Source organism: Plantactinospora sp. CNZ321, assembly GCF_004217235.1.
Map to the genome: position 1 here is coordinate 2,387,301 of NZ_SHKQ01000001.1, position 20,689 is coordinate 2,407,989.

General features: G+C 72.6%; 16 protein-coding genes and 1 pseudogene. 11 read left to right on the forward strand and 6 right to left on the reverse strand.

The features are described from left to right. Positions 1-102: 102 nt before the first annotated feature. Together EV371_RS10630 and EV371_RS10635 are read left to right on the forward strand one after the other, a co-directional pair. Positions 103-708: pseudogene (locus EV371_RS10630) on the forward strand (NADH-quinone oxidoreductase subunit C); the annotation flags it as partial. Positions 709-944: 236 nt separating this feature from the next. After that, positions 945-1,910 (forward strand): NADH-quinone oxidoreductase subunit H, encoded by a 966-nt coding sequence (locus EV371_RS10635; protein ID WP_130461892.1) that lies wholly within the window; start codon positions 945-947, stop codon positions 1,908-1,910. Between the two features lie 114 nt (positions 1,911-2,024). Here the strand turns inward: EV371_RS10635 and EV371_RS10640 are convergent, their stop codons facing one another. Together EV371_RS10640 and EV371_RS10645 are read right to left on the reverse strand one after the other, a co-directional pair. Beyond that, positions 2,025-2,285 carry a hypothetical protein gene (locus EV371_RS10640; protein ID WP_130461893.1) on the reverse strand — a complete coding sequence of 87 codons (261 nt, stop codon included), beginning with the start codon at positions 2,283-2,285 and terminating at the stop codon, positions 2,025-2,027. Between the two features lie 118 nt (positions 2,286-2,403). After that, positions 2,404-2,976 carry a Uma2 family endonuclease gene (locus EV371_RS10645; protein ID WP_130461894.1) on the reverse strand — a complete coding sequence of 191 codons (573 nt, stop codon included), beginning with the start codon at positions 2,974-2,976 and terminating at the stop codon, positions 2,404-2,406. A gap of 160 nt (positions 2,977-3,136) precedes the next feature. Here EV371_RS10645 and EV371_RS10650 point away from each other — a divergent pair, with 160 nt between their 5' ends. The 8 genes from EV371_RS10650 (at position 3,137) to htpX (ending at position 12,336) form a co-directional block, all read left to right on the forward strand. Then, the gene (locus tag EV371_RS10650; protein ID WP_130461895.1) at positions 3,137-4,345 is read left to right on the forward strand and encodes an RNA-guided endonuclease InsQ/TnpB family protein; all 1,209 of its coding nucleotides are present in this window, start codon (positions 3,137-3,139) and stop codon (positions 4,343-4,345) included. 151 nt (positions 4,346-4,496) lie between these two features. Then, entirely contained in the window at positions 4,497-5,231 is a 735-nt protein-coding gene (locus EV371_RS10655) for a 4Fe-4S binding protein (RefSeq protein WP_130461896.1), read from the forward strand. Next, a complete protein-coding gene (locus EV371_RS10660) occupies positions 5,228-5,731 on the forward strand; it encodes an NADH-quinone oxidoreductase subunit J (RefSeq protein ID WP_130461897.1) in 504 nt (167 codons plus the stop codon). Before EV371_RS10655 ends, EV371_RS10660 begins: the two co-directional genes overlap by 4 nt. Then, entirely contained in the window at positions 5,728-6,222 is a 495-nt protein-coding gene (gene nuoK / locus EV371_RS10665) for an NADH-quinone oxidoreductase subunit NuoK (protein WP_130461898.1), read from the forward strand. The genes EV371_RS10660 and nuoK overlap by 4 nt, the downstream gene beginning before the upstream one ends. After that, positions 6,219-8,159: an NADH-quinone oxidoreductase subunit L gene (locus EV371_RS10670; RefSeq protein ID WP_130461899.1), complete on the forward strand. Its 1,941-nt coding sequence runs from the start codon at positions 6,219-6,221 to the stop codon at positions 8,157-8,159. Before nuoK ends, EV371_RS10670 begins: the two co-directional genes overlap by 4 nt. Beyond that, positions 8,156-9,694, forward strand: coding sequence for an NADH-quinone oxidoreductase subunit M (locus tag EV371_RS10675; protein ID WP_130461900.1), 1,539 nt, complete (start codon positions 8,156-8,158; stop codon positions 9,692-9,694). The genes EV371_RS10670 and EV371_RS10675 overlap by 4 nt, the downstream gene beginning before the upstream one ends. 31 nt (positions 9,695-9,725) lie before the next feature. Further along, the gene (locus EV371_RS10680) at positions 9,726-11,318 is read left to right on the forward strand and encodes a proton-conducting transporter transmembrane domain-containing protein (protein ID WP_130461901.1); all 1,593 of its coding nucleotides are present in this window, start codon (positions 9,726-9,728) and stop codon (positions 11,316-11,318) included. Between the two features lie 130 nt (positions 11,319-11,448). Further along, entirely contained in the window at positions 11,449-12,336 is an 888-nt protein-coding gene (gene htpX, locus EV371_RS10685) for a zinc metalloprotease HtpX (RefSeq protein ID WP_130461902.1), read from the forward strand. A gap of 92 nt (positions 12,337-12,428) precedes the next feature. On the opposite strand, the gene EV371_RS10690 is transcribed toward htpX, so the two are convergent. Beyond that, a complete protein-coding gene (locus EV371_RS10690; protein ID WP_130461903.1) occupies positions 12,429-13,544 on the reverse strand; it encodes a hypothetical protein in 1,116 nt (371 codons plus the stop codon). 163 nt (positions 13,545-13,707) lie between these two features. On the opposite strand from EV371_RS10690, the gene EV371_RS33365 reads away from it, so the two are divergent. Further along, on the forward strand, positions 13,708-14,403 hold the full coding sequence (locus EV371_RS33365) for a hypothetical protein (RefSeq protein ID WP_165436661.1): 696 nt from the start codon (positions 13,708-13,710) through the stop codon (positions 14,401-14,403). A gap of 182 nt (positions 14,404-14,585) precedes the next feature. Here EV371_RS33365 and EV371_RS10700 read toward each other — a convergent pair whose 3' ends face one another. The 3 genes from EV371_RS10700 to eccCa form a co-directional block, all read right to left on the reverse strand. Beyond that, positions 14,586-16,022 carry a hypothetical protein gene (locus EV371_RS10700; RefSeq protein ID WP_130461905.1) on the reverse strand — a complete coding sequence of 479 codons (1,437 nt, stop codon included), beginning with the start codon at positions 16,020-16,022 and terminating at the stop codon, positions 14,586-14,588. A 19-nt stretch (positions 16,023-16,041) separates the two neighbouring features. Further along, positions 16,042-16,446 carry a hypothetical protein gene (locus tag EV371_RS10705; protein ID WP_130461906.1) on the reverse strand — a complete coding sequence of 135 codons (405 nt, stop codon included), beginning with the start codon at positions 16,444-16,446 and terminating at the stop codon, positions 16,042-16,044. A 122-nt stretch (positions 16,447-16,568) separates the two neighbouring features. Continuing rightward, positions 16,569-20,609, reverse strand: a complete 4,041-nt coding sequence (eccCa, locus tag EV371_RS10710; protein WP_130461907.1) for a type VII secretion protein EccCa — start codon at positions 20,607-20,609, stop codon at positions 16,569-16,571. Positions 20,610-20,689 lie beyond the last annotated feature (80 nt).

The window sequence follows — 20,689 nt, forward strand, 5'->3', positions numbered from 1 at the left end:
GTGGTCATTCTTCCCCGCCGACCCGCCCGGTACTCCGGATGTCGCCGATTAAGCGGCCCGCGACCCGGCGGTGTGGCCGGAGATGGCCCTAGGATCGCGGACATGACCCCGGAACAGGTCGGTGACCGCTTGGGCACGCTGCTCGCGGAGGCGGAGGTGACCGTCGGGCAGTCCGGCGGCCAGGCGTACGCCCGGGCGACCGTGGACGTGCCGTCCGGCAGCTGGCCGGCGGCGGTCCGGGCGGCCCGGGACGACACCGAGCTGGCCTGCGACTTCTTCGACTGGCTCTCCGCCGTCGACGAGCTGGCCGAGGGGTTCGACGTGGTGGCGCACCTCTGGTCGACCCGGCACCGGCACGGCGTACTGCTGCGGACCCGGGTGCCCCGGGACGCCGCGATCGTCGGGTCCGTGGTGGACGTGTTCCCGGGGGCGGCCTGGCACGAGCGGGAGACGCACGAGATGTTCGGCATCGACTTCGCCGGCCATCCCGGCCTGGTGCCCCTGCTGCTGCCGCCGGAGTTCGAGGGGCATCCGCTGCGCAAGGATTTCGTGCTCGCCTCCCGGGTGGCCAAGGCGTGGCCGGGGGCGAAGGAGCCGGGCGAGTCCGAGGCCGGTACGGCCCGCCGGCAGGCGATGCGCCCACCGGGCGTACCGGCCCCGGGCGAGTGGGGGGTGGCCGCCGCCGCGCCGGTCTCCGCCGCCCCCGCCTCCGGCCCGCCCGGCCGTACCCGCCCGGCCTCTGGTCCGCCGGCTGCCCCGGCCTCCGGTCCGCCCGGCCGTACCCGCCCAGCCTCTGGTCCGCCGGCTGCCCCGGTTTCGGGTCCGCCGGGCGCTCCGGCCTCTGGTCCGCCGGGCGAGCGGCGCCGGGGCGACGGCCCCGCGCCGGCGGTTGGCGACGGCGGCGATGGCGGCGATGGCAGCGATGGCAGCGACGGGGGTGCGTGATGCCGCTCTGGCTGGAGCTGCTGGTCCGGGTCGTCGGGGTGGTCGCGGCGTTCCTGGTCCTGCCGCTGGTCGTCGGGCAGGTCGAGCACAAGGTGATGGCGCACATGCAGGGCCGGCTCGGCCCGATGTACGCGGGCGGCTTCCACGGCTGGGCACAGTTGATCGCCGACGGGGTCAAGTTCGTGCAGAAGGAGGACGTCACCCCGCGCGAGGCGGACCGGGCGGTGTTCCGGCTCGCCCCGATGGTGGCGCTGGTGCCGTACCTGCTGGCCCTGCTGGTGATCCCGCTCGGCCCGAACGACCTGGTCGGGCAGCCGCTGGACATCGGGCTGTTCTTCGTGCTCGCGGTGGTCGGCGTCGGGGTGGTCGCGGTACTGATGTCCGCCTGGGCCTCCGCCAACAAGTACAGCCTGCTCGGCGGGATCCGGGGCGCGGCACAGTTGCTCGGCTACGAGCTGCCGCTGGTGCTCGCGGCGGCGAGCGTGGCGATGGCGGCCGGCACGCTGAGCCTGCCCGGCATCGTCGAGGCGTGGCAGCCCTGGTGGCTGCTCTGGCAGGCCCCGGCGATGGTGGTCTTTTTCGTCGCCGGGCTCGCTGAGATCCGCCGCCCGCCGTTCGACATGCCGATCGCCGACTCCGAACTGGTGTTCGGCTACCTGACGGAGTACACCGGGCTCCGGTTCGCCTTCTTCCTGCTCGCCGAGTACGTCGGCATCGTGGTGATCGCCGCGCTGACCACGGTGCTCTTCCTCGGCGGCTGGCAGGGGCCGTTCGGCGACGACTACCTCGGCTGGCTCTGGACCCTGATCAAGGTGTTCGCGGTCTCGTTCGTGATCATCTGGTTCCGGGTGACGTACCCACGGCTGCGCGAGGACCAGTTGCAGCGGCTCTGCTGGCTGGTGCTGGTCCCGGTGGCGCTCGGCCAGCTGGTGCTGACCGCCGGGGTGAAGCTCGCGATCGCCTGATGGACTCCGGTCATGACGGCCGACCGAGCGACCCGGGGGCCGTGGAGTCGGGCCGTCGTTGCCGCGACGGTCCGACTCCACGACCCCGGGGGCGGCGGCCACCCGTCACGCGGATCAGGGACACCCGGAAGCGGACTGATCGAGAAGCGTCATCGGGTTCTGCCGGCACCATTCCACCGCTATCGCGGCCTTGAAGCACCGGCCCTCCGGACCGGCCCGCTCGCCACACGCCTGACACAATCCGCCGATCATCCGATGCAGCCGGATGGTCTCGACCAGGCGTGCCCAGACAACTTCGTGGGGTAGTGGCGGGCCGCTCGCCGCGACGTCCAGATGACCGCTGAGAACCAGTGCCTCTCGCGCGTCGAGTTCCACCGCCGTCCCCTTCCGCAGTGCTCCTCCGAGCAGTCTGCGGCCGCCCGCGACATCCACCCCACCCTCGATGTCCGTCGTCGGCGGGCGGGATTCGGAACCGCCAGGCGTGGTGGGGCGATCAGAGGTGGCGGGGAGTCAGCCGGCTGATCGGCAGGTTGACCGGCCAGGGCTCACCGGTGTCGACGAACGTGGTCCACCGGCCCGTCTCGACGTAGACCTCCTCGACCGGGTCGAGCCGGTGGGTGTGCACGACCAGCCCGCCATCGGTCTCGATCCGCCAGTGGTAGGGGATCCCGGCCTTGGCGTACAGGGCCGGCTTGAGGATCCGGTCCATCGACTGCGAACCGTCGGAGATGATCTCCACGGCGAGTACCACCTCGTGCGGCTCGTACCTCGCGGTCCGGCGGGCCGCTGCGGCGGCGGTGGTGACCAGCACGTCCGGGATGAAGGATCGCCGTTGGCTGATCCGCACCTCGACGGCCTGGGTGACGTCGTACTCGTCCGGGCAGTCCTCGTCCAGAGCGGCGGCGAGCCGCCAAGCGATGGTCTGGTGTGCCGCGGTGGGGGAGGGCGGCATGATCAGGACTCCGTCGAGAAGCTCGCGGCGGTGGCCGTCGTCGGGCATGGCGTCGAGGTCGTCAGTGGTCCACCCGCCGGTCGGCGGGTACGGATCGTCCAGGGCCGCGGTCATCGGATTCCTTCCGTGGATACTCCGGTCTTCAGGCCGGAGAGGAAACGGAACTCCTGCGGAGCGGGGCGGGGCGGGGATAGCCGATCCGCCGCCAAGGCGGATAGGTGTCTACCCGCGCGGTAGCGCGAGGTTCACCGGCTGGTGCGTTAACGTGTGAGCCGTGTCCAGGACGGTGAAGCGGGCGTTCAGGTACCGCTTCTACCCGACCGAGGCGCAGGCGGCGGAGCTGTCGCGTACGTTCGGATGCGTCCGGAAGGTCTACAACCTGGCCCTGCGGGCCCGTACCGAGGCGTGGGCCCTGCGGCGGGAACGGATCACCTACACCGCCACCAGCGCGTTGCTGACCGGGTGGAAGAAGACCGAGGAACTGGCGTTCCTCAACGAGGTGTCGTCGGTGCCGTTGCAGCAGGCGCTGCGGCACCTGCAAGGCGCGTTCGTCAACTTCTTCGCCAAACGCGCCCGGTACCCGAGCTTCAAGTCGAAGAAGAAGTCGCGGAAGTCGGCGGAGTACACGACCAGCGCGTTCCGCTACCGCAACGGTCGGCTGACCCTGGCCAAGATGACCGAGCCGTTGGACATCGTGTGGTCGCGGCCGTTGCCGCAGGGCGTGTCGCCGTCGACCGTGACGGTGTCGCAGGACGCGGCGGGGCGTTGGTTCGTGTCCCTGCTCTGCGACGATGTGATCGAATCGTCCCCGGCGGTGAACACGGCCGTCGGGGTGGACGCCGGGCTGGACAGTCTGCTCACTTTGAGTACCGGGGAGAAGGTCACCAACCCGCGTCACGAACGCGCCGACCGGTCCGCCCTGGCCCGCGCCCAGCGTCAACTCGCCCGTAAGGAGAAGGGGTCGGTGAACCGGGCCAAGGCCCGGTTGAGGGTGGCCCGAATTTATGCGCGGATCAGCGACCGGCGTCGGGACCACCTGCACAAGTTGACCACTCGACTCGTTCGTGACAACCAAACGATCGTGATCGAGGACCTGACCGTGCGGAACATGGTCAAGAACCACACGCTGGCCCGTGCCATCAGCGACGCGGCCTGGCGGCAGTTCCGCACCATGCTCGAGTACAAAGCCGACTGGCACGGTCGGGACCTGGTCGTCGTCGACCGGTGGTTCCCGTCGTCCAAGCTGTGTTCGACGTGTGGTGTGCTCGCTGATCGGATGCCGCTGGACGTGCGGACGTGGACCTGCCGATGCGGGGCCGTCCACGACCGTGACGTCAACGCGGCCCGCAACATTCTGGCGGAGGGGCTCTCCGTTACGGCCTGTGGAGCCGGGGTAAGACCTCAACGGGCGGGTGCCCGGACGAGGCAGCCGGTGACGAAGCAGGAAAACCCGAGGGCGACCAAGGGAATCCCTGCCCTTTAGGGCGGCGGAAGATGTCAAGACTTCCCTCTCGCGGACGGCGGACTTACGTCACCCGATGCCACCGTACCGCTTCAACTGGCCGGGGGTGGTCGCGCGGGAACCGCCGACACGGCAGGATAAGGCCCATGACCGAGCGCGGCGGAGTGCTGGCATGAGCGTCCCGGGCGAGGGGTTGGCGAAGGGACTGGCCGTCACCCTCAAGACGATGACCCGCCGCTCCCACACCCAGCAGTACCCGGACGTGGCCCCCGAGCTGCCACCGCGCTCCCGGGGCGTGATCGCGCTGCTGGAGGAGAACTGCACGGTCTGCATGCTCTGCGCCCGGGAGTGCCCGGACTGGTGCATCTACATCGACTCGCACAAGGAGGAGGTGTCGGTCCCGGGTGCGGCCCGGTCGCGCCAGCGCAACGTACTGGACCGCTTCGACATCGACTTCTCGCTCTGCATGTACTGCGGCATCTGCGTCGAGGTCTGCCCGTTCGACGCGCTCTACTGGTCGCCCGAGTTCGAGTACGCCGAGTACGACATCCGGGACCTGCTGCACGACAAGGAGCACCTCGGGGAGTGGATGTCGACCGTGCCGCCGCCGCCCGCGCACGACCCGAACGGCGAGCCGGCCAAGGAGGAGGCCGCCGCGCGCAAGGCCGCCGCTCCCGGCGCGGCGGGGGAGCGTTCGGCCGGTCCGGCGGTACGCACCCGCCGCCCGCCCCGCCCCGCGCCGGGCCGGCCCGCTTCCGGGCCGCCGGCCGTTGACCGGCCCGCTTCCGGGTCGCCGGCTGCCGCCGGCCCGCCCGCCGCTGACCGGCCGGCATCCGGGCCACCCGACGTCGACCGTCCCAGCCCCAGCCCCGGACCCGGCTCCCCGGTCGACGAGGAGCCGCCGTGACCGCCGCCGACGTGCTGATGCTGGCCCTCGGTGTGGTGGCGGTCGGGTCCGGCGCACTCGTGGTCTCCACCCGGCACCTGGTCCGGGCCGGGCTCTACCTGGTGGTCTGCCTGGGTGCGGTCGCCGGGCTCTACCTGGTGCTCACCGCCGAACTCGTGGCCTGGGTGCAACTGCTCATCTACGTCGGCGCGGTGGTGGTGCTGCTGCTCTTCGCGGTGATGCTGACCCGGGCGCCGATCGGCGCCGCCGACGACCTCGACCGGCCCGGCTGGCCGGCCGCGCTGATCGGTGGCGGGGCCGGGCTGGGCCTGGCCGCCCTGCTGGTCGACGCGTACCGGTGGTCCAGGGTGGACCTGCCGGAGGCCGGTACGGCCGAACGGATCGGCACCGAGATCTTCCAGTCCTGGGTGCTGCCGTTCGAGGTGCTCTCGGTGCTGCTCCTCTCCGCACTGGTCGGAGCGATCGCGATCAGCGTACGGATTCCGGGGCGGCGCCAGTGAGGCCGGTCATCCCGTACGTCGTCGCCGCCCTCCTCTTCGGGCTGGGCGTGTACGGCGTGCTCCGCCGCCGCAACGCCGTACTGGTGCTGATGGCAGTCGAGCTGATGCTCAACGCCGTCAACCTGCTGCTGGTGACCGCCGACGCCGCCCCGCTGCACAGGGCCCTGGGGCACCCCGCCCCGGGCCCCGAGGGTGCCGCGCCGCTGCCGCTCACCGGGCAGGCGTTCACGCTCTTCGTCATCGTGATCGCCGCCGCCGAGGTGGGGGTGGGGCTGGCGATCGTGCTCCAGCTCTACCGGCTGCGTGGCACGGTCACCATCGACGACGTACGCCTCGACGCGCGCACCCCGGACACCGGGCCGCTGGCCGTCGTCGCGACCCCGGCCCGGACCGGAGCCGCCGGGACGGCGGGATCCGCACCCGGAGAAGCGGGTCCGACGGCGGGATTGGCGCCCGGTGCGGCGGGTCCGACGGCGGGACCGGACCGGTGAGCGCCGTGACGGTGCTCGCCGGGCTGCTGCCGGCCGTACCCTTCGGACTGGCCCTGGTCGGGCTGCTGCTGCCGCAGCGGTCCCGGGCCGGTGCGGCGGCGCTCGGCATCGGTGGTGCGGCGGTGGCGCTGGCGGCGGCGATCGGGCTGGTCGTCGCGCTCGACGGCCGGGGTGCCGAGGCGAGCGCCGACTGGGTCGACTTCGGTGGGTTGTCGGTCACGCTCAGCCTCCGGCTGGACCCGGCCGCCGCCCTGGTCGCGGTCGCGGTGGCGGCGGTGGCGCTGGCGGTGCAGGTCTACTCGGTCGGCTACCTGCACGACGACGACCGGTACGCCCCGTACGCCGCCCAGGTGAGCCTCTTCACCGCCGCGATGCTGCTGGTGGTGGTGGCCGGTGACCTGATCATGCTGCTGGTCGGCTGGGAGGTGATGGGCATCTGCTCGTACCTGCTCATCGGTCACGACCGGCGGCTGCCGGAGGCGCCCGGCGCGGCCGTGAAGGCGTTCCTGGTGACCCGGGTCGGCGACGTCGGCTTCCTGCTCGGCATCGTCGTCCTCGGCGTGCACGCCGGCAGCTTCCGGATCTCCGACGTGCTGGCCCACGACTTCGGCCCCGGCACGCTCACCGCCGCCTGCCTGCTGCTGCTCGCCGGGGTGGCCGGCAAGAGCGCCCAGTTCCCGCTGCACACCTGGCTGCCGGACGCGATGGCCGGCCCGACCCCGATCTCGGCGCTGATCCACGCCGCGACGATGGTGGCGGCCGGAATCTACGTGCTGACCCGGCTCTTCCCGCTCTACGAGCAGGCTCCGGTCGCGCTCGCCGTGCTCGGCGTGATGGCTGCGGTCACCCTGCTGCTCGGCGCGCTCGCCGCCACCGCGCAGGACGACATCAAGCGGGTGCTCGCCTGGTCGACCGTCTCGCAGCTCGGCTACATGGCCGGGGCGCTGGCGGTCGGCTCGCCACCGGCCGCCCTCTTCCACCTGCTCAGCCACGCCGCCTTCAAGGCGCTGCTCTTCCTGGCCGCCGGCGCGGTGATCCACGCCGTCGGCAGCAACCTGATGTCCGCGATGGGTGGGCTGCGCCGGCCGATGCCGGTCACCTTCTGGTGCACCGCGATCGGGCTCGCCGCGCTGGCCGGGGTGCCGCCGCTGGCCGGGTTCTGGAGCAAGGACGGCATCCTGGTCGTCGCCGAGCAGGCGGCCCGGCACCACGCCGGCCCGACCGCCGCCTGGGTCGGCTGGCTGGTCTGGCTCGCCGGGTTGGTCGGGGTCGGGCTGACCGCCTGGTACGCCACCCGGCTGCTGCTGCGCACCTTCTTCGGCGCCTCCCGCGCGCAGACCCATCCGGTCGACACCCCGGCCGCGCATGCCAGCCCGGCGTCGGCGATCGACGCGCCGGCCGGGTCGCCGGCACACACCCCGCCCGGTCCGCCGCACGACCCGCCCGGGCTGCTGCGCTGGCCGGTGGTCCTGCTCGCGGTGCCGAGCGCGGCGCTCGGGCTGGCGGTCCTCGTCACCCCGTTCCGGGACGCGCTGGCGCTGGACGAGACGCACCTGGACAGCTTCGTGGTCATCCCGATGGCGCTGCTGCTGGCCGGCGCCGGGCTCGCCTGGTGGCGCTGGCGGGCCGATCCGGCCGCCGACCCGGCCACCGGACTGGGTCCGCTGCGCCCGGCCTTCGCCCGGGCCTTCTGGCTCGACGAGGCCCAGCACGCCCTGGTCGTACGCCCGGTGCGGGCGCTGGGCCGGCTCATCCGGCGCGGCGACGAAGGGCTGGTGGACGGGGCGGTCGAGGGGACCGGCCGGGGGACCGCCGGACTCGGCGGCGGGATGGAACTGCTGCACCGGGGCGGGATGCCCCGGGCGGTGGTGGCGGTACTCGGCGGCGCGCTGCTGCTCGGGCTCGCCGCCGTACTGACCCTCGGGGGTGTGGCATGAACCTCGGCGGGACGGCGCTGGTCGCCACGCTGGCGGTGCCGGCGGTCGGCGCGGTGGTGCTCGCCCTGCTGCCGGGGCGGTTCGACCGGGCCGCCCGGATCACCGGTACCGCCTTCGCGGCGGTGACCCTGGTGATCGCCGCGCTGCTGACGGTCGGCGCCACCGACACCTGGGCGGTCTACGATCCGTCTCCACCCGGCGCGCCGGTGGGCGCGGCACCGGCCATCTGGCCGTGGCACCGGGTGGACCTGACCTGGGTACCCGGCCTCGACCTGCGCTTCCAGCTCGGAGTCGACGGGGTCTCCTATCCACTGGCGGTGCTGACCGCGCTGCTGACCCTGCTCTGCTGCGCGTACACCTGGTGGCGGGTGCCGGCGCCGGGCCGGGGCCGCAGCCTCGTCGCGCTGCTGCTGGTGGTCGAGGTCGGCATCCTCGGCACCTTCCTCGCCCTCGACCTGGTGCTCTTCTTCCTCTTCTTCGAGGTCGTGCTCCTGCCGATGTACGCGATCATCGCGGTCTGGGGTGGCGAGGACCGGCAGCACGCGGCCCGGAAGTTCGCCCTCTACACCCTCTTCGGCTCGGTACTGCTGCTGGTCGGCGTCTTCACCGTGGTCGCCGCCGCCGGCACCGCAGACCTGACCGTGCTGACCGGCGGCACCGGACTGTCCCGGGGCACCCAGATCGCCGCGTTCGTCCTGCTGGCGATCGCGTTCGCGGTGAAGAGTCCGCTCTGGCCGCTGCACTCCTGGCTGCCGGACGCGCACACCCAGGCACCGACGGTCGGCAGCGTGATCCTGGCCGGCGTACTGCTGAAGATGGGGACGTACGGGCTGATCCGGGTCGCGGTCGGGGTGGCGCCGGAGGGCGCCCGGGCGGCCGCCGGTGTGCTCGGGACCCTCGCGGTGGCGGCGATCATCGTCGGCTCGCTGGTCTGCCTGGCGCAGAGCGAGCTGAAGCGGCTGATCGCCTATTCCAGCGTCGGGCACATGGGGTTCGTGCTGCTCGGCATCGCTACGCTGACCGCCACCGGCATCCAGGCGGCGCTGATCGGCAACATCGCGCACGGCGTCATCACCGGCCTGCTCTTCTTCCTCGCCGGGGCGATCAAGGACCGGGCGCACACCGGGGCGCTGGCAGAGCTGGGCGGGCTGCGCGAGAGTACGCCCCGACTAGCCGGGCTGCTCGGCTTCGCCGCCATCGCCTCGCTCGGGCTGCCCGGCCTGGCCGGATTCTGGGGCGAGGCCTTCGCGGTGGTGGCCGCCTGGCGGGTGGGCGGTCCACTCTGGACCACCCTGGCCGTACTGGCCGCGCTCGGCGGGGCGCTGACCGCGGCGTACCTGCTGCGGCTGCTGCGCCGGGTCACGCACGGGCCGGCCAGCCCCGCCGTGCTGACCCTGACGCCGGGACTGGCTGGTGCCGAGTTGCTCGCCTGGGGGCCGCTGGTGCTGCTGGCGCTGGCCATCGGGCTCGCCCCGACCCTGGTGCTCGGCTTTGCCGAGGTGCCGGTCGGGGCACTACTGGAGGCGATCCGATGAGCCGCGTCCAGCGGGTCGGGCGGGGGGCGTCGTGATCCAGAGCGTGGACAACGTGGCGCTGCTGCCGGCGTACCTGGCGGCCGGCACCGCCGTACTCGTGCTCCTGGCCGACCTGCTGATCGCCCGGCGCGGCGCGACGGTGGCCGTCTTCGCGGCGGGTGCCGCCGCCACCGCGCTCGGCGCGGTGCTGGTCGGTGCCGCCGGGGCCCGACGGACGTTCTGCGCCGGGACCGACTGCTCCTATCTGGCCGGCGGCCGGGCGGCGCTGGTCGGCTGCCTCTTCGCGCTGCTCACCCTCGGGGTGCTGGCACTCTCCGCCCCGCTGCTGCGCTCCGGGCAGGTGCCGCCGGGGGAGTACTGCTTCCTGCTCGCCTGCTCGATGACCGGCGGCGTGGTACTCGGCGCGGCCGGCGACCTGATCACCCTGATCGTCGCCCTGGAGACGCTGACCCTGCCGCTCTACGTGCTGGTCGGGCTCCGGCACCGCAGCGTCGCCGGTGCCGAGGCGGCGCTGACCTTCTTCGTGGTCAGCGTGGTGGCCACCGCGATCACCCTGCTCGGCGCCGCGCTGCTCTACGCGGTCACCGGGGCGGTGCACCTGAGCCGGCTCGACGCGGTCTTCACGGCCGAGGCGAACCGGCCGGTCGCGGTCGGCGGCGGCTTCCCGGAGGGGCCGCCCCTGCTGGGCCTGCCGCTGACCGTGGTCGCGGTGGCGTTGATCGTGCTCGGCCTCGCCTTCAAGGTCGCGGCGGTGCCGTTCCACGCCTGGGCGCCGGCCACCTACGACGGCGCCCCGGTGCCGGTGGCGGCGTACCTGTCGACCGCATCCAAGCTCGGCGGGGTGGTGGCGCTGCTCGCGGTCACCGCGGCCGCCCTGCCGGCCCGGCTGACCGGTCCGCTGTTGGCGGTGGTGGCGGTGTCGACGATGACCGTCGGCAACCTGGTGGCGCTCCGGCAGCGCCGGATGGTCCGGCTGCTGGCCTGGTCGTCGGTGGCGCAGGCGGGCTACATCGTCGCCCCGCTCGGCGCGTTGGCACTGTCGTCGGGGCGGGGTGCGGAGGCGATCGACACGGCGGTGGCCGCCGCGGTCGCGTACACGGTCTTCTTCGTGGTGCTGGAACTGGCCGCGTTCGGTGCGGTGGTGGCGCTGCGGCCGGCGGTCGCCGACGGGGGCGAGATCGCGGACTACCGGGGGGCGGCCCGGCGCCGGCCGTGGGTCGGCGCGGCGTTCGTGCTCGCCCTGGTCGGGCTGGCCGGCCTGCCGCCGGGGCTGGCCGGGCTCTTCGCCAAGGTCACTGTCGTACGGTCCCTGCTGGCCGGTGACGCCGGCTGGCTCGCCGTGGTGGTGGCGCTGAACGCGGTGATCGGGCTCGCCTACTACCTGCGGGTCGCCGCCATCCTCTATGCCCCGGAGCCGGCCGCCGCCCGGGCCGGCGACGCCGCCGCCGCACCGGTCGTACCGGCCGAGCCGGGCGCACCCGCCGTGCCGCCCGGCGCTCCGGTGCCGGCTGCGGAACCGGTCCGGCCAGCCTGGGCGGTTGTCGCCGCGCTGGCCCTGGCCACCGTGATCGCGATCGTCGTCGGCTTCGCCCCGCAACTCGTCCTGGACGTCGCCGGACTGTGAGATTGGCCGCTCCGAGCCGTGGTTGGGGCGCTTTCTCAGGCAACTCACAGTCATATCCGGATTGTTGAGGGGGTAGTCCGGTGTTGGAACGGTCAGTGGGTCCACCGGCCCACGCACCGAAGGAGTTATCGTGCATAGCCATCACAACCGGCTCAAGACAGCCGCGCTACTTGGCCTGCTCACCGCTCTGATCCTCGGCGTCGGTTACTGGTTCGGCGGCAGCGGCGGGTTGGTCATCGCCGTAGTCGTTTCGCTGGCCATGAACGGGGCCAGCTATTTCTGGTCGGACAAGCTCGCGCTGCGCGCCATGCGGGCACAGCCGGTCACCGAGGCCGAATTCCCGGCGCTCTACCAGATGGTCCGCGAGCTGGCGGCCGAGGCGAAGCAGCCGATGCCCCGGCTGTATGTCAGCCCGACCATGCAGCCCAACGCGTTCGCCACCGGACGGAACCCGCAGAACGCCGCGGTCGCCGTGACCCGGGGCATCACGCAGATCCTGGACTACCGGGAGTTGCGGGGCGTCATCGGTCACGAGCTGTCCCACGTCTACAACCGGGACATCCTGATCTCCAGCGTGGCCGCCGGCCTGGCCGGCATCATCACCATGCTGGCCTACTTCGCCTGGTTCCTCCCGCTGGGCGGGGACGACGAGGACTCGCCGAACCCGGCCGTACTGCTGCTGACGCTGATCCTCGGCCCGATCGCGGCCAGCCTGATCCAGCTTGCCATCAGCCGTAACCGGGAGTTCCAGGCGGACGCCTCGGGTGCCGCGCTGACCCGCGACCCGCTGGCGCTGGCCAGCGCGCTACGCAAGATCCACGCTGGCACCAGGGCGCTGCCGCTGCCGGCCGACAACCGGCTGACCAGCACCGCCCACCTCATGATCGACAACCCCTTCAAGGGTGGTGGCATGGCGAACCTCTTCTCCACCCACCCGAAGATGGAGGAGCGGGTGCACCGGCTGGAGCAGATGGCGGGGCTCAACGTCGGCCCGGTCCAGTACCGGCGCGGACGCTGACTCCACCGCCCACCACGACCGACCTGCGCCCGCTCACGCCTCAGGCGAGAGCGGGCGCGGGTTTGCGCTGCCCCGATGGGCCGGAGCCGGACCTATCCACAGGAGTATCTGTTCGACCCCGAGGTGGAGACCGTCTTGCCGTCGCTCAACGTGACGGTGACCGTCCAGGAGACGGACGATCCACCGATGAACTCCCAGCCGTTGGTGTTCGGGATTCTGCGATCGAAGGACCGGCCGCTGAAATTGAGCGTCAACGTGTCGGAGTTGCTCGCCGGCCCGGTCTCGTTGGAACTGTAGGAGACCCGGGCGCTGCGGATGGTCGCCGAGGTGTTGGTCACGCTGCCAGTGATCGCAACGCCCCAGCCCCGGTCGACGCGGGTGCACTCGACCCGGCCGCTGGCCGAGATCCGGGCCTGCGGCGCCGGAGGCTTCGGCGCCGGAGCGGTGGTCTTGGCCGGTGGCTTCCGGCTCGGTGTCCGGGCCGGCTTCGGCGCCGACGCCGGGCGGGCGGGTCGGGGCGGAGCCTTACTGGCCTTCGGCGTCGGGCTCGCCTGCGGCGTCGGGCTCGGCTGCACGGCCGGCGCCGAAGTCGGAGCGGCCGGCAACGGCGAGCCGAGCGCCAGCTCGGGCTCGGTCGGCGCCGCCGCAGGAGGGGCTTTGCCGGACCGGCCGCCGTCGTTCACCGCCAGGCTCACGCCGACCCCGACCAGCACGACCGTGGCCGCCGCCAGCGGCAACAACAGCCGCCTGCCGGCCCGCGGCACGTCGGAGTCCGGGGACTGATCCGGTACGGTGACGGCCGCCGTCCGTCCGGCGGTCGACTGCTTCACCACACCGCCCCGGTCGGCTCCTGCCCGATTGCTGGACGCCCCCTCGACCGCTGCGCCGGGTGTGGTCGTGGCCGGCTCGGCGGGTCGGGCCTTGGCCGGTTCGGCGGGTGTGGTCTTGGCCGGCTCTGCGGGTCGGGCCTTGGCCGGCTCAGCGGGTCGGGACTCGACCGGCTCTGCAGACGAACCGACGGTGACCTCGCCAGCGAGGGAAGGAACACCGACCTCGTCCGGCCCGGGGCCGCTGGCCGGTGCGGCGGCAGGTGTCGCCGCTGGCGGTGCGCCGCGCCGCCGACCGATCCGGGCCAGCTTGCCCAACGTGCCTCGGAAGCCTGGCCCGGCGAGCTTGCCGGAATCACCCGGCTCGATCGTTGGCGTCACCGGGCCGGGTTGTGCGGTCCCTGCGCTACCCGACCCGGTCCGGCGCTTCCCCTCCGGTGCGGGCGCTTTCGTCGCTTCGGACACTCCGACCGAAGCAGCCGGCCCCTCGGCCGCGGCGACAGCCGGCGCCTTCTCTCCGGCTGTTTTGACCGGCGGAGTCTTCGTGACTGGTCTGGCCGGTGGTGCCTGCTCGGCTGTCCTGGGCGGCGGGGACTTCGTTGCTGTTTTGGCCGGCGCCTTCTCGGCGGTTCTGGCTGCCAGCACCTCGCCGACCACTGTCGTCGGTCTGGCAGTTGGGGCCTTCTCAGCCGTTGGGGCCTTCTCAGCGGATGGGGCCTTCTTGGCGGGTGGGGCTTTCTTGGCCGGCGGTGCGGCCTTATCTGCGGGTGCGGCCTCCTTGGCCGGTGACGTCGCCCTATCGGGTTGCGGTGCGGCCTTCTCGGCCGGTCTGGTCGGTTCGGCCGGTCTGGTCGGCTCGGCCGGTCTGGTCGGCTCGGCCGGTCTGGTCGGCTCGGCCGGTCTGGTCGGCTCGGCCGGGGTGGCAGGTGCGGTCGGCTCGGTTGAGCCGGCCTGCCCAGCCGACTTCGCCGGTACGGCCGACTTCGCGGCTCCGGCGGATTTCGCGATCCTGGCCGACCTGGTGGCCCTGGCTGCCTGCGTCGGTCTGGCCGATCTCGCCAGCCTGGCCGACTTCGTGATTCTGACCGCCTTCGCCGGTCTGGTCGGCTCAGAAGGCGCTACCGCTGCAGGTGCTGCGGTCGGCCCGTCGGAGGTACCGGCCGCAGCGGCCGGTTCGGCAGGTACGGCCGGTTCGGACAGGTCAGCGCTCGCCGCCTGCTCCGGTGGCTGCTCGGGCTGAGACACCGCCAGGAGAGCCCCGCAGCCCGGATTGAGGCAGTAGACCGAGTCGTCGTCGTCCGGTTCCCCACAGGCAGGGCAAATGATCACAGGCAACAGATGCTCACCGTTTCAGACGTTCGGGTTCGGCCGGTAGGGCCGTACGCCCAGAGGTCGCCGGATGCTCGGCAGGGCGGCTTGGAATCACGCGCCGTAGGTCACCGCCGACTGCCGTTCCGTCTCCTGCTGTCGCGGCGGCGGCGCCTTCTTCCTGTCCACCGGGCGACCACTGATCGACTGGGGAGCGGCGACGGGTTCCTGGCCGACGACGCGAGGCGCGCCACCGCTTCGTGCGGTACGCCGGGTCTGCCGGCCGGAGAGTGCGCCGCCCTGCCCGGCTCCGGGTGCGACCGGAGGGATCATCGGTGGGACCATCGGGGCACCTCCACCGGCAGGGACGCCGACCGGGGGACGGGCCGCGCCGAGTAGGCCGCCTCCGCCTCCGCCGCCCTCGGCGCCGGCAAGCCGCCCGAGCAGGTCATTCGAGACGGTGGGTACGCCCGCCCCGGCCCGACCCGCGCCGACGCCGCCCGAACCGCCTCCGCCGACGCCGCCCGAAGCGAGGCCGCTGCCACCGAGGCCGCCCGCACCGCGACCACCGGAACCGGCACCGACGGCACCGGGCACGAACGGGACGATCGGCACGCCACCAGGTACGCCCCCGGGTACGCCACCCGGCAGCGTCGGTGGTGGTGCCACATCGGAGCCCGGCGGTCGGCCCGCCGTTGGCGGCTCGCCGAGCTGCGGGACGTCGGTCTGCGGCGCCGTGACCTGCTGCTGGTTCGGCGACTGGTCGGCGTTGTTCTCCTGCGGGCCGGTCTGCGGGCTGCTGTCCTGTCGGGGGTCGGCAACCGGCTCGTTCGTGGGAACGTTCTGGTGCAGCGGTCCCGGCGGATGGTCGACCAGCGGCTGCCCATCTGGACGGGTGGTGCCGTCCGGAGTGCCGGTCGGAGTGCCGTCCGGGGCGCCGGTCGGGGTGCCGTTCGGAAGGCTGGTGCCGGGCGGACCAGGGGTGCCGTTCGGACCCAGGTTCGGGGTGGGCACCGTGCGTTGGACGTCGCGCAGCCCGACGTAGGGCCCGGGAGATGTCCAGGGGGTCAGCCCGCTGATCTCGCCACCGGCCTGGCTGGCCACCGCCCGGGCCAGTTCGTTGTACCGGTTGATGATCTGGCCCTCCAACGCGCCGGACATGTCGTGGAAGGGAATCCGTTCCTTGTCCGCCTGGAGTTGCTCCAACTCCTTCTGACGCTCCGCCCTGAGGCGCTCGAGCTCGGCCTTCGCCCAGCTGACGGCCATGCCGACCAGTTCGATGTGGTCGCCGCGGACCGGAGCCTGGGACCCCCACTGGGTCATCCGCTCGACCGCCTGGTTGGCGCTTTCGGTGAACTCGCTGGCAGCCCGGCTCTTCCAACTTCCGGCGAGGCTCCGGGTCTCGCTGGCCAGCGTCCTTCCGCCGGTGTCGATCGCCGCCCCGATCGCCCGCCAGCGCGCGGCGTGCTCGTTGAGGCTCGCGACGTCGACCGACGCGAAGATGCTCAGGATCTTGTCGAGGTCGTATTGTTCCCAGTTGGTAGCGGCCATGATCGCCCGAGTCCGGTCGTCAGGCTGCCGTGGCGTTCCGCGAAGCGGACCCCGGCTGCTCCGTGGCCTTCATCGCGTCGCGGACGTCCTGCAACGAGAGCCGGGCCTGGTCGTCGCCCCAACCGTACTTGTTGAAACTGACCATCGCGGCGCTGCCGTACGACATCAGGCCGTTCGCCGCGTCGGAGGTGAACCGGTTGGCTTCCATCGTGTCGTCGGTGAGTTTCTTGGTGAACTCCACCATCTCGGCGAACTCCGGAGCCGGCACGGGGAAGCCGGAGTTGCCTGCCTTGAGCACCTCAGTGCTGAACGCGTTCGCCGCGCTCCACATCTTCTCGCCGAAGGACTTCAGGTGCTCCGTTTCGACGTCGAGGTCGAGGCCGGCGGAACCGCCAGCGGCCTCCTGGTTGTCAGTGGCAGCCATCTCTGTCCTCCTCGTCACGGGCACAGCGCGGCGTTGATCAGCGATCCTAATCGGATCACGCAGCGCGCGGCAGACCCGACCGGTCAAACGCGGCAGGCCAATGTGCAGGCCACTTCGCGTGGTCAGTCCACATCGAGCCAGCCGAACTGGACCAGCCGGGCCCCTTCGCGACGGGTGGACAACCAGCCGCGGCCCGGCGGCAGCGGGGTGGGTCGGCGTACCCCGCTGAGCAGCGGACCCTCCACGGGGTCGCAGGACATCAGGATGCCCGGTGACCCGAGGTCCCGGATCCGGGCGAGCACCGGGTCGTAGAAGGCCCGACTCGCACCGCCGCTGCGCCGCGCCACCACCACGTGCAACCCGACCTCCCTCGACTGCGGCAGCAACTCGTGGAGTACGCCCAGCGGGTTCCGGTCTCCGGCCACCAGGTCGTAGTCGTCCACCAGGACGTAGAGCTCCGGGCCGGTCCACCAGTCCCGGGCGCGCAACCGCTCCGGAGTGATCTCCGGACCCGGGAGTCGTTCCCGGAGCGCGCCGGCCGCGTCGCGGAGCAGTTCGGTGGCCTGGTTGACCGAGCTGCCGTAGCCGAGGAGGTGCTCCTCGGGAAGCGCGCCGAGCAGGCCACGCCGGTAGTCGATCGCGATGATCCGGGCCTGCCCGGGCGTCTGCCGGTCGGCGATCGCCCGGCCCAGCATCCGCAGGAACGACGACTTGCCACACTCGACGTCGCCGATCAGGAAGCAGTGCGGGTCGGCGTTCAGGTCCAGGTGGACCGGACCGAGGTCGAGTTCGGCCAGCCCGACCGCGGGTCCCGGCCCGTCGGCCGCGGCGGGCAACAGCTCGTACGGGACCATCGGTGGCAGCAGCCGTACCCGGGGCGCCGGGTCACCGGTCCAGCCATCGCGGATCTTGACGACCAGCTCGGTCAGTGCCGGTGGCAGGTCCGCCACGTCGGAGCCGCCGTCCAGCCGGGGCAGGGCGGCCAGGAACTGGTGCCGGCCGGGTGTGATGCCCCGGCCCGGCGCGTGCACCGGGACGTTCGCCGCCGCCCGTCGGTCGATGCTGGAGTCGGACGGGTCGCCCAGCCGCAGTTCCAGCCTGGTGCCGAAGGCGTCCCGCAGCGCCGACCGGAGGTCCAGCCAGCGTCCGGCCGTCGCGGCGATGTGCACGCCGTACGACAGGCCGCGGCCGGCCAGCGCGATGATCCGTTCGGCCAGGTCCTCGAACTCGTCCCGGACCGTGACCCAGCCGTCCACCACGAGGAAGACGTCGCCGAACCGCTCCTCGGGCAGCTCCCCGGCGGCCCGCATCCGCCGGAAGGTGGCGATCGAGTCGATGCCGCGTTCGGTGAAGAGCTGCTCGCGGGCGGCGACGATCGTCTCCACCTCGGCGATCGTCCGCCGGATCTGGTTGGCGTCCCGCCGGGCCGCGACGCCGCCGACGTGTGGCAGGTCCCGGACGGAGGCGAGTACGCCGCCGCCGAAGTCCAGGCAGTAGATCTGCACCTCGCGGGGGGTGTGGGTGAGAGCGAGGCTGACGATCAGCGTACGGAGCAGGCTGCTCTTGCCCGACTGCGGTGCACCCACCACGGCAACGTGACCGCCGGCGCCGGACAGATCCAGCCGGAGCGGTTCGCGCCGCTGCTCGAACGGGCGATCCACCACGCCGACCAGCACCCGCAACGGCTCCGGTGCCTCGTCGGCCAGCAGTTCGCCGAGGCTCGGTGGGGTGGACAGCGGTGGCAGCCACACCTGGTGGGCCGGCACGCCCCGGCCGGTCAGCCGCCCGGTGAGGATCTCCAGCAGCGTCTCGTCACCGGGCTCGCCCTCGACGCCGTCCGGCTCGACCCCGGCCGACTCGCTCGGGCCGGCCGACCCGTGCATCCCGGCCGACCCGTGCATCCCGGCCGACTCGCTCGGTCCGGTCGACCCGTTCGGGCCGGTCGACTCGTGCGTCCCGGTCGGCGTCCGCGTCCCGGGAGCCCTGTCGAGGTCGTCCGGCGGGACGTATCCGGAGGTGTAGACCTGGACCCGGTCGTCGCCGGAGGCCGGCTCGGTCGCGCCCGCCCGGCGGTACGCGCCCGAGACGTAGGCGGCCCGGAACCGGGCCAGCGCCTCGGTGCCGAACTTCAGGAAACCGTGCCCCGGTGCCCGGGGCAGCTCGTAGGCGTCGTTGACGCCGAGCACCGTCCGGCTCTCCACCGGCGAGAAGGTCCGCAACCCGACCCGGTACGACAGGTGCGTGTCGAGGCCACGCAGCCGGCCCTCCTCCAGCCGCTGGCTGGCCAGCAGCAGGTGAACCCCGAGCGAGCGGCCCAGCCGTCCTATCTGGACGAACATGTCGATGAAGTCCGGCTTGGCGGAGAGCAACTCGCTGAACTCGTCGCAGACCACGACGAGGGTCGGCAGCGGCGCGAGCGGTACGCCGGCCGCCCGGGCGCGCTCGTAGTCCCGCTGCGACACGTAGTTTCCGGAGCGGCGCAGCAGTTCCTGCCGGCGGATCAGCTCGCCGTTGATGGCGTCGGTCATCCGGTCGACCAGCGGCAGCTCGTCGGCGAGGTTCGTGATCACCGCGCTGGTGTGCGGCAGCCGGTCCAGGGTGGCGAAGGTGGCGCCGCCCTTGAAGTCGATCAGCACGAAGTTGAGCGTCTCCGGGGAGTTCTGCACCGCCAGCGCCAGCACCAGGGTGCGGAGCAGCTCCGACTTGCCGGAGCCGGTCGCGCCGATCAGCAGGCCGTGCGGGCCCATCCCGTCCTGGGCGGACTCCTTCAGGTCCAGTTCCACCTTCGCACCGTCCGGCCCGATCCCGATCGGCACCCGCAGCCGCTCGCGGTGCGGCCGGGGCGCCCAGCCGAGCGCGGCGTCGTACTCGTACGGGTCGCCGAGCCCGAGGAGCTCGGCGAGGCCGTGCTCGGCGTTCATCGTCCGGTCCTGCCCACCGCCGCCGGACAGCCGTAGCGGGGCGAGTTGCCGCGCCAGCGACTCCGCGGCGACCAGGCTGAACGCGTCCGCCCGGCCCAGCCGCTGGTTGCCGGCGTAGGTGGTCGCCCGGAGATCCCCGTCGGCGTCGACGTCGAAGACGACGGTGGCCCGGTCCAGGTTGCGCGGCGGCTCGCCGCTGAGGTCGAGCACGGTGGCACCTTCGACGCCGCCGTCGATCAGCAGGTGGTCCGAGCCGGCCGGGTCGCCGTCGTCGATCACGACGAGCAGGTGTGCCCCGTCGAACTGCGCCTCGGCTGCCGTCGGGTCGAACCTCGGCCGGTCCGCGACGATGTCCTCCAGCATCGCCTCCAGCGCGACGACGGAGGGGGCGATCAGGCGTACCGGGCCGAGCGCGTCGGTCGACGTCGGGTGCAGGGTGTGCGGCAGCCATTTCGCCCACTCCCACCGGGCCCGGGCGGAACGGCCGACGCAGGCCGCGACGATCAGGTCCTCCGGGGCGTGCCAGACGGCGGCCTGGGCGATGAGTGCCCGGACCATCGCCCGAACCCGGCGTCGGTCACCACGCAGGTAGACCCGGGCGAACCCGCCGAGGGCGAGCACCGTCGGCAGCTCCGGCACCTGCCGGTACGCCTCGACGAAGCGGTGTACCGCCAACGCGCTCACCGGCTCGGCCTTCTCCGCCGGCACCGGTGGCGGTACGACGAGCGTGGCGGCGAGGTCGCGTGGCCCGAGCCCGATCCGTACCTGGCCGAAGTCGGCGTCGGTGTACCGCCGTTCCCACAGCCGCACGCTGTCCACAAGGGACCAGAGGGCGTCGGGGTCGGGGTGGGCGTAGTACTCGGCGGCCCGCTGCCGTTGGATCGTCTGCCGTACGGCCCGCCGCTGCTGGTTCAGCTGGAACAGGTACTCGCGCCGCTGTGCCTGCATCTCCTGCTTGCTCGCCCCGCCGGCGAAGGAGGTGAACTGCACGGCGACGATGCCGAGCATCGACACGCCGAACAGCGCGCCGGTCAACATCCGGAACGGGTTGTTGCCGCTGCCTCCGGCGAACATCAGTGCGATGGCCGCGGCGCCCGCCAGCATCGGCAGCATGATCAGCAACCGGCTCCACGAGCGCCCGCCCGGAGTGGGTATCTCCGGCACCGGCTCCAGGGCCACCTCGCCCTGCGGATAGGGCGGAGCCAGCCGACGCGCGGGCCGCTTGCGTACTACTGTGCCCATGCAGACGCTCCCACCCGGGCATCGTAGGGGATACGTGTCGCGGCGAGAGTGTCCAGTCCGGATTGTCAAAGGCCGTTGAG

Bases quoted from the DNA above. Each gene is read 5' to 3' on its own strand.
- EV371_RS10645 (WP_130461894.1), bottom strand. From the start codon at position 2,976: ATGACCGCGGCCCTGGACGATCCGTACCCGCCGACCGGCGGGTGGACC.
- EV371_RS10700 (WP_130461905.1), bottom strand. From the start codon at position 16,022: ATGGCCGCTACCAACTGGGAACAATACGACCTCGACAAGATCCTGAGC.
- EV371_RS10705 (WP_130461906.1), bottom strand. From the start codon at position 16,446: ATGGCTGCCACTGACAACCAGGAGGCCGCTGGCGGTTCCGCCGGCCTC.
- EV371_RS10655 (WP_130461896.1), top strand. From the start codon at position 4,497: ATGAGCGTCCCGGGCGAGGGGTTGGCGAAGGGACTGGCCGTCACCCTC.
- EV371_RS10675 (WP_130461900.1), top strand. From the start codon at position 8,156: ATGAACCTCGGCGGGACGGCGCTGGTCGCCACGCTGGCGGTGCCGGCG.
- EV371_RS10635 (WP_130461892.1), top strand. From the start codon at position 945: ATGCCGCTCTGGCTGGAGCTGCTGGTCCGGGTCGTCGGGGTGGTCGCG.
- eccCa (WP_130461907.1), bottom strand. From the start codon at position 20,609: ATGGGCACAGTAGTACGCAAGCGGCCCGCGCGTCGGCTGGCTCCGCCC.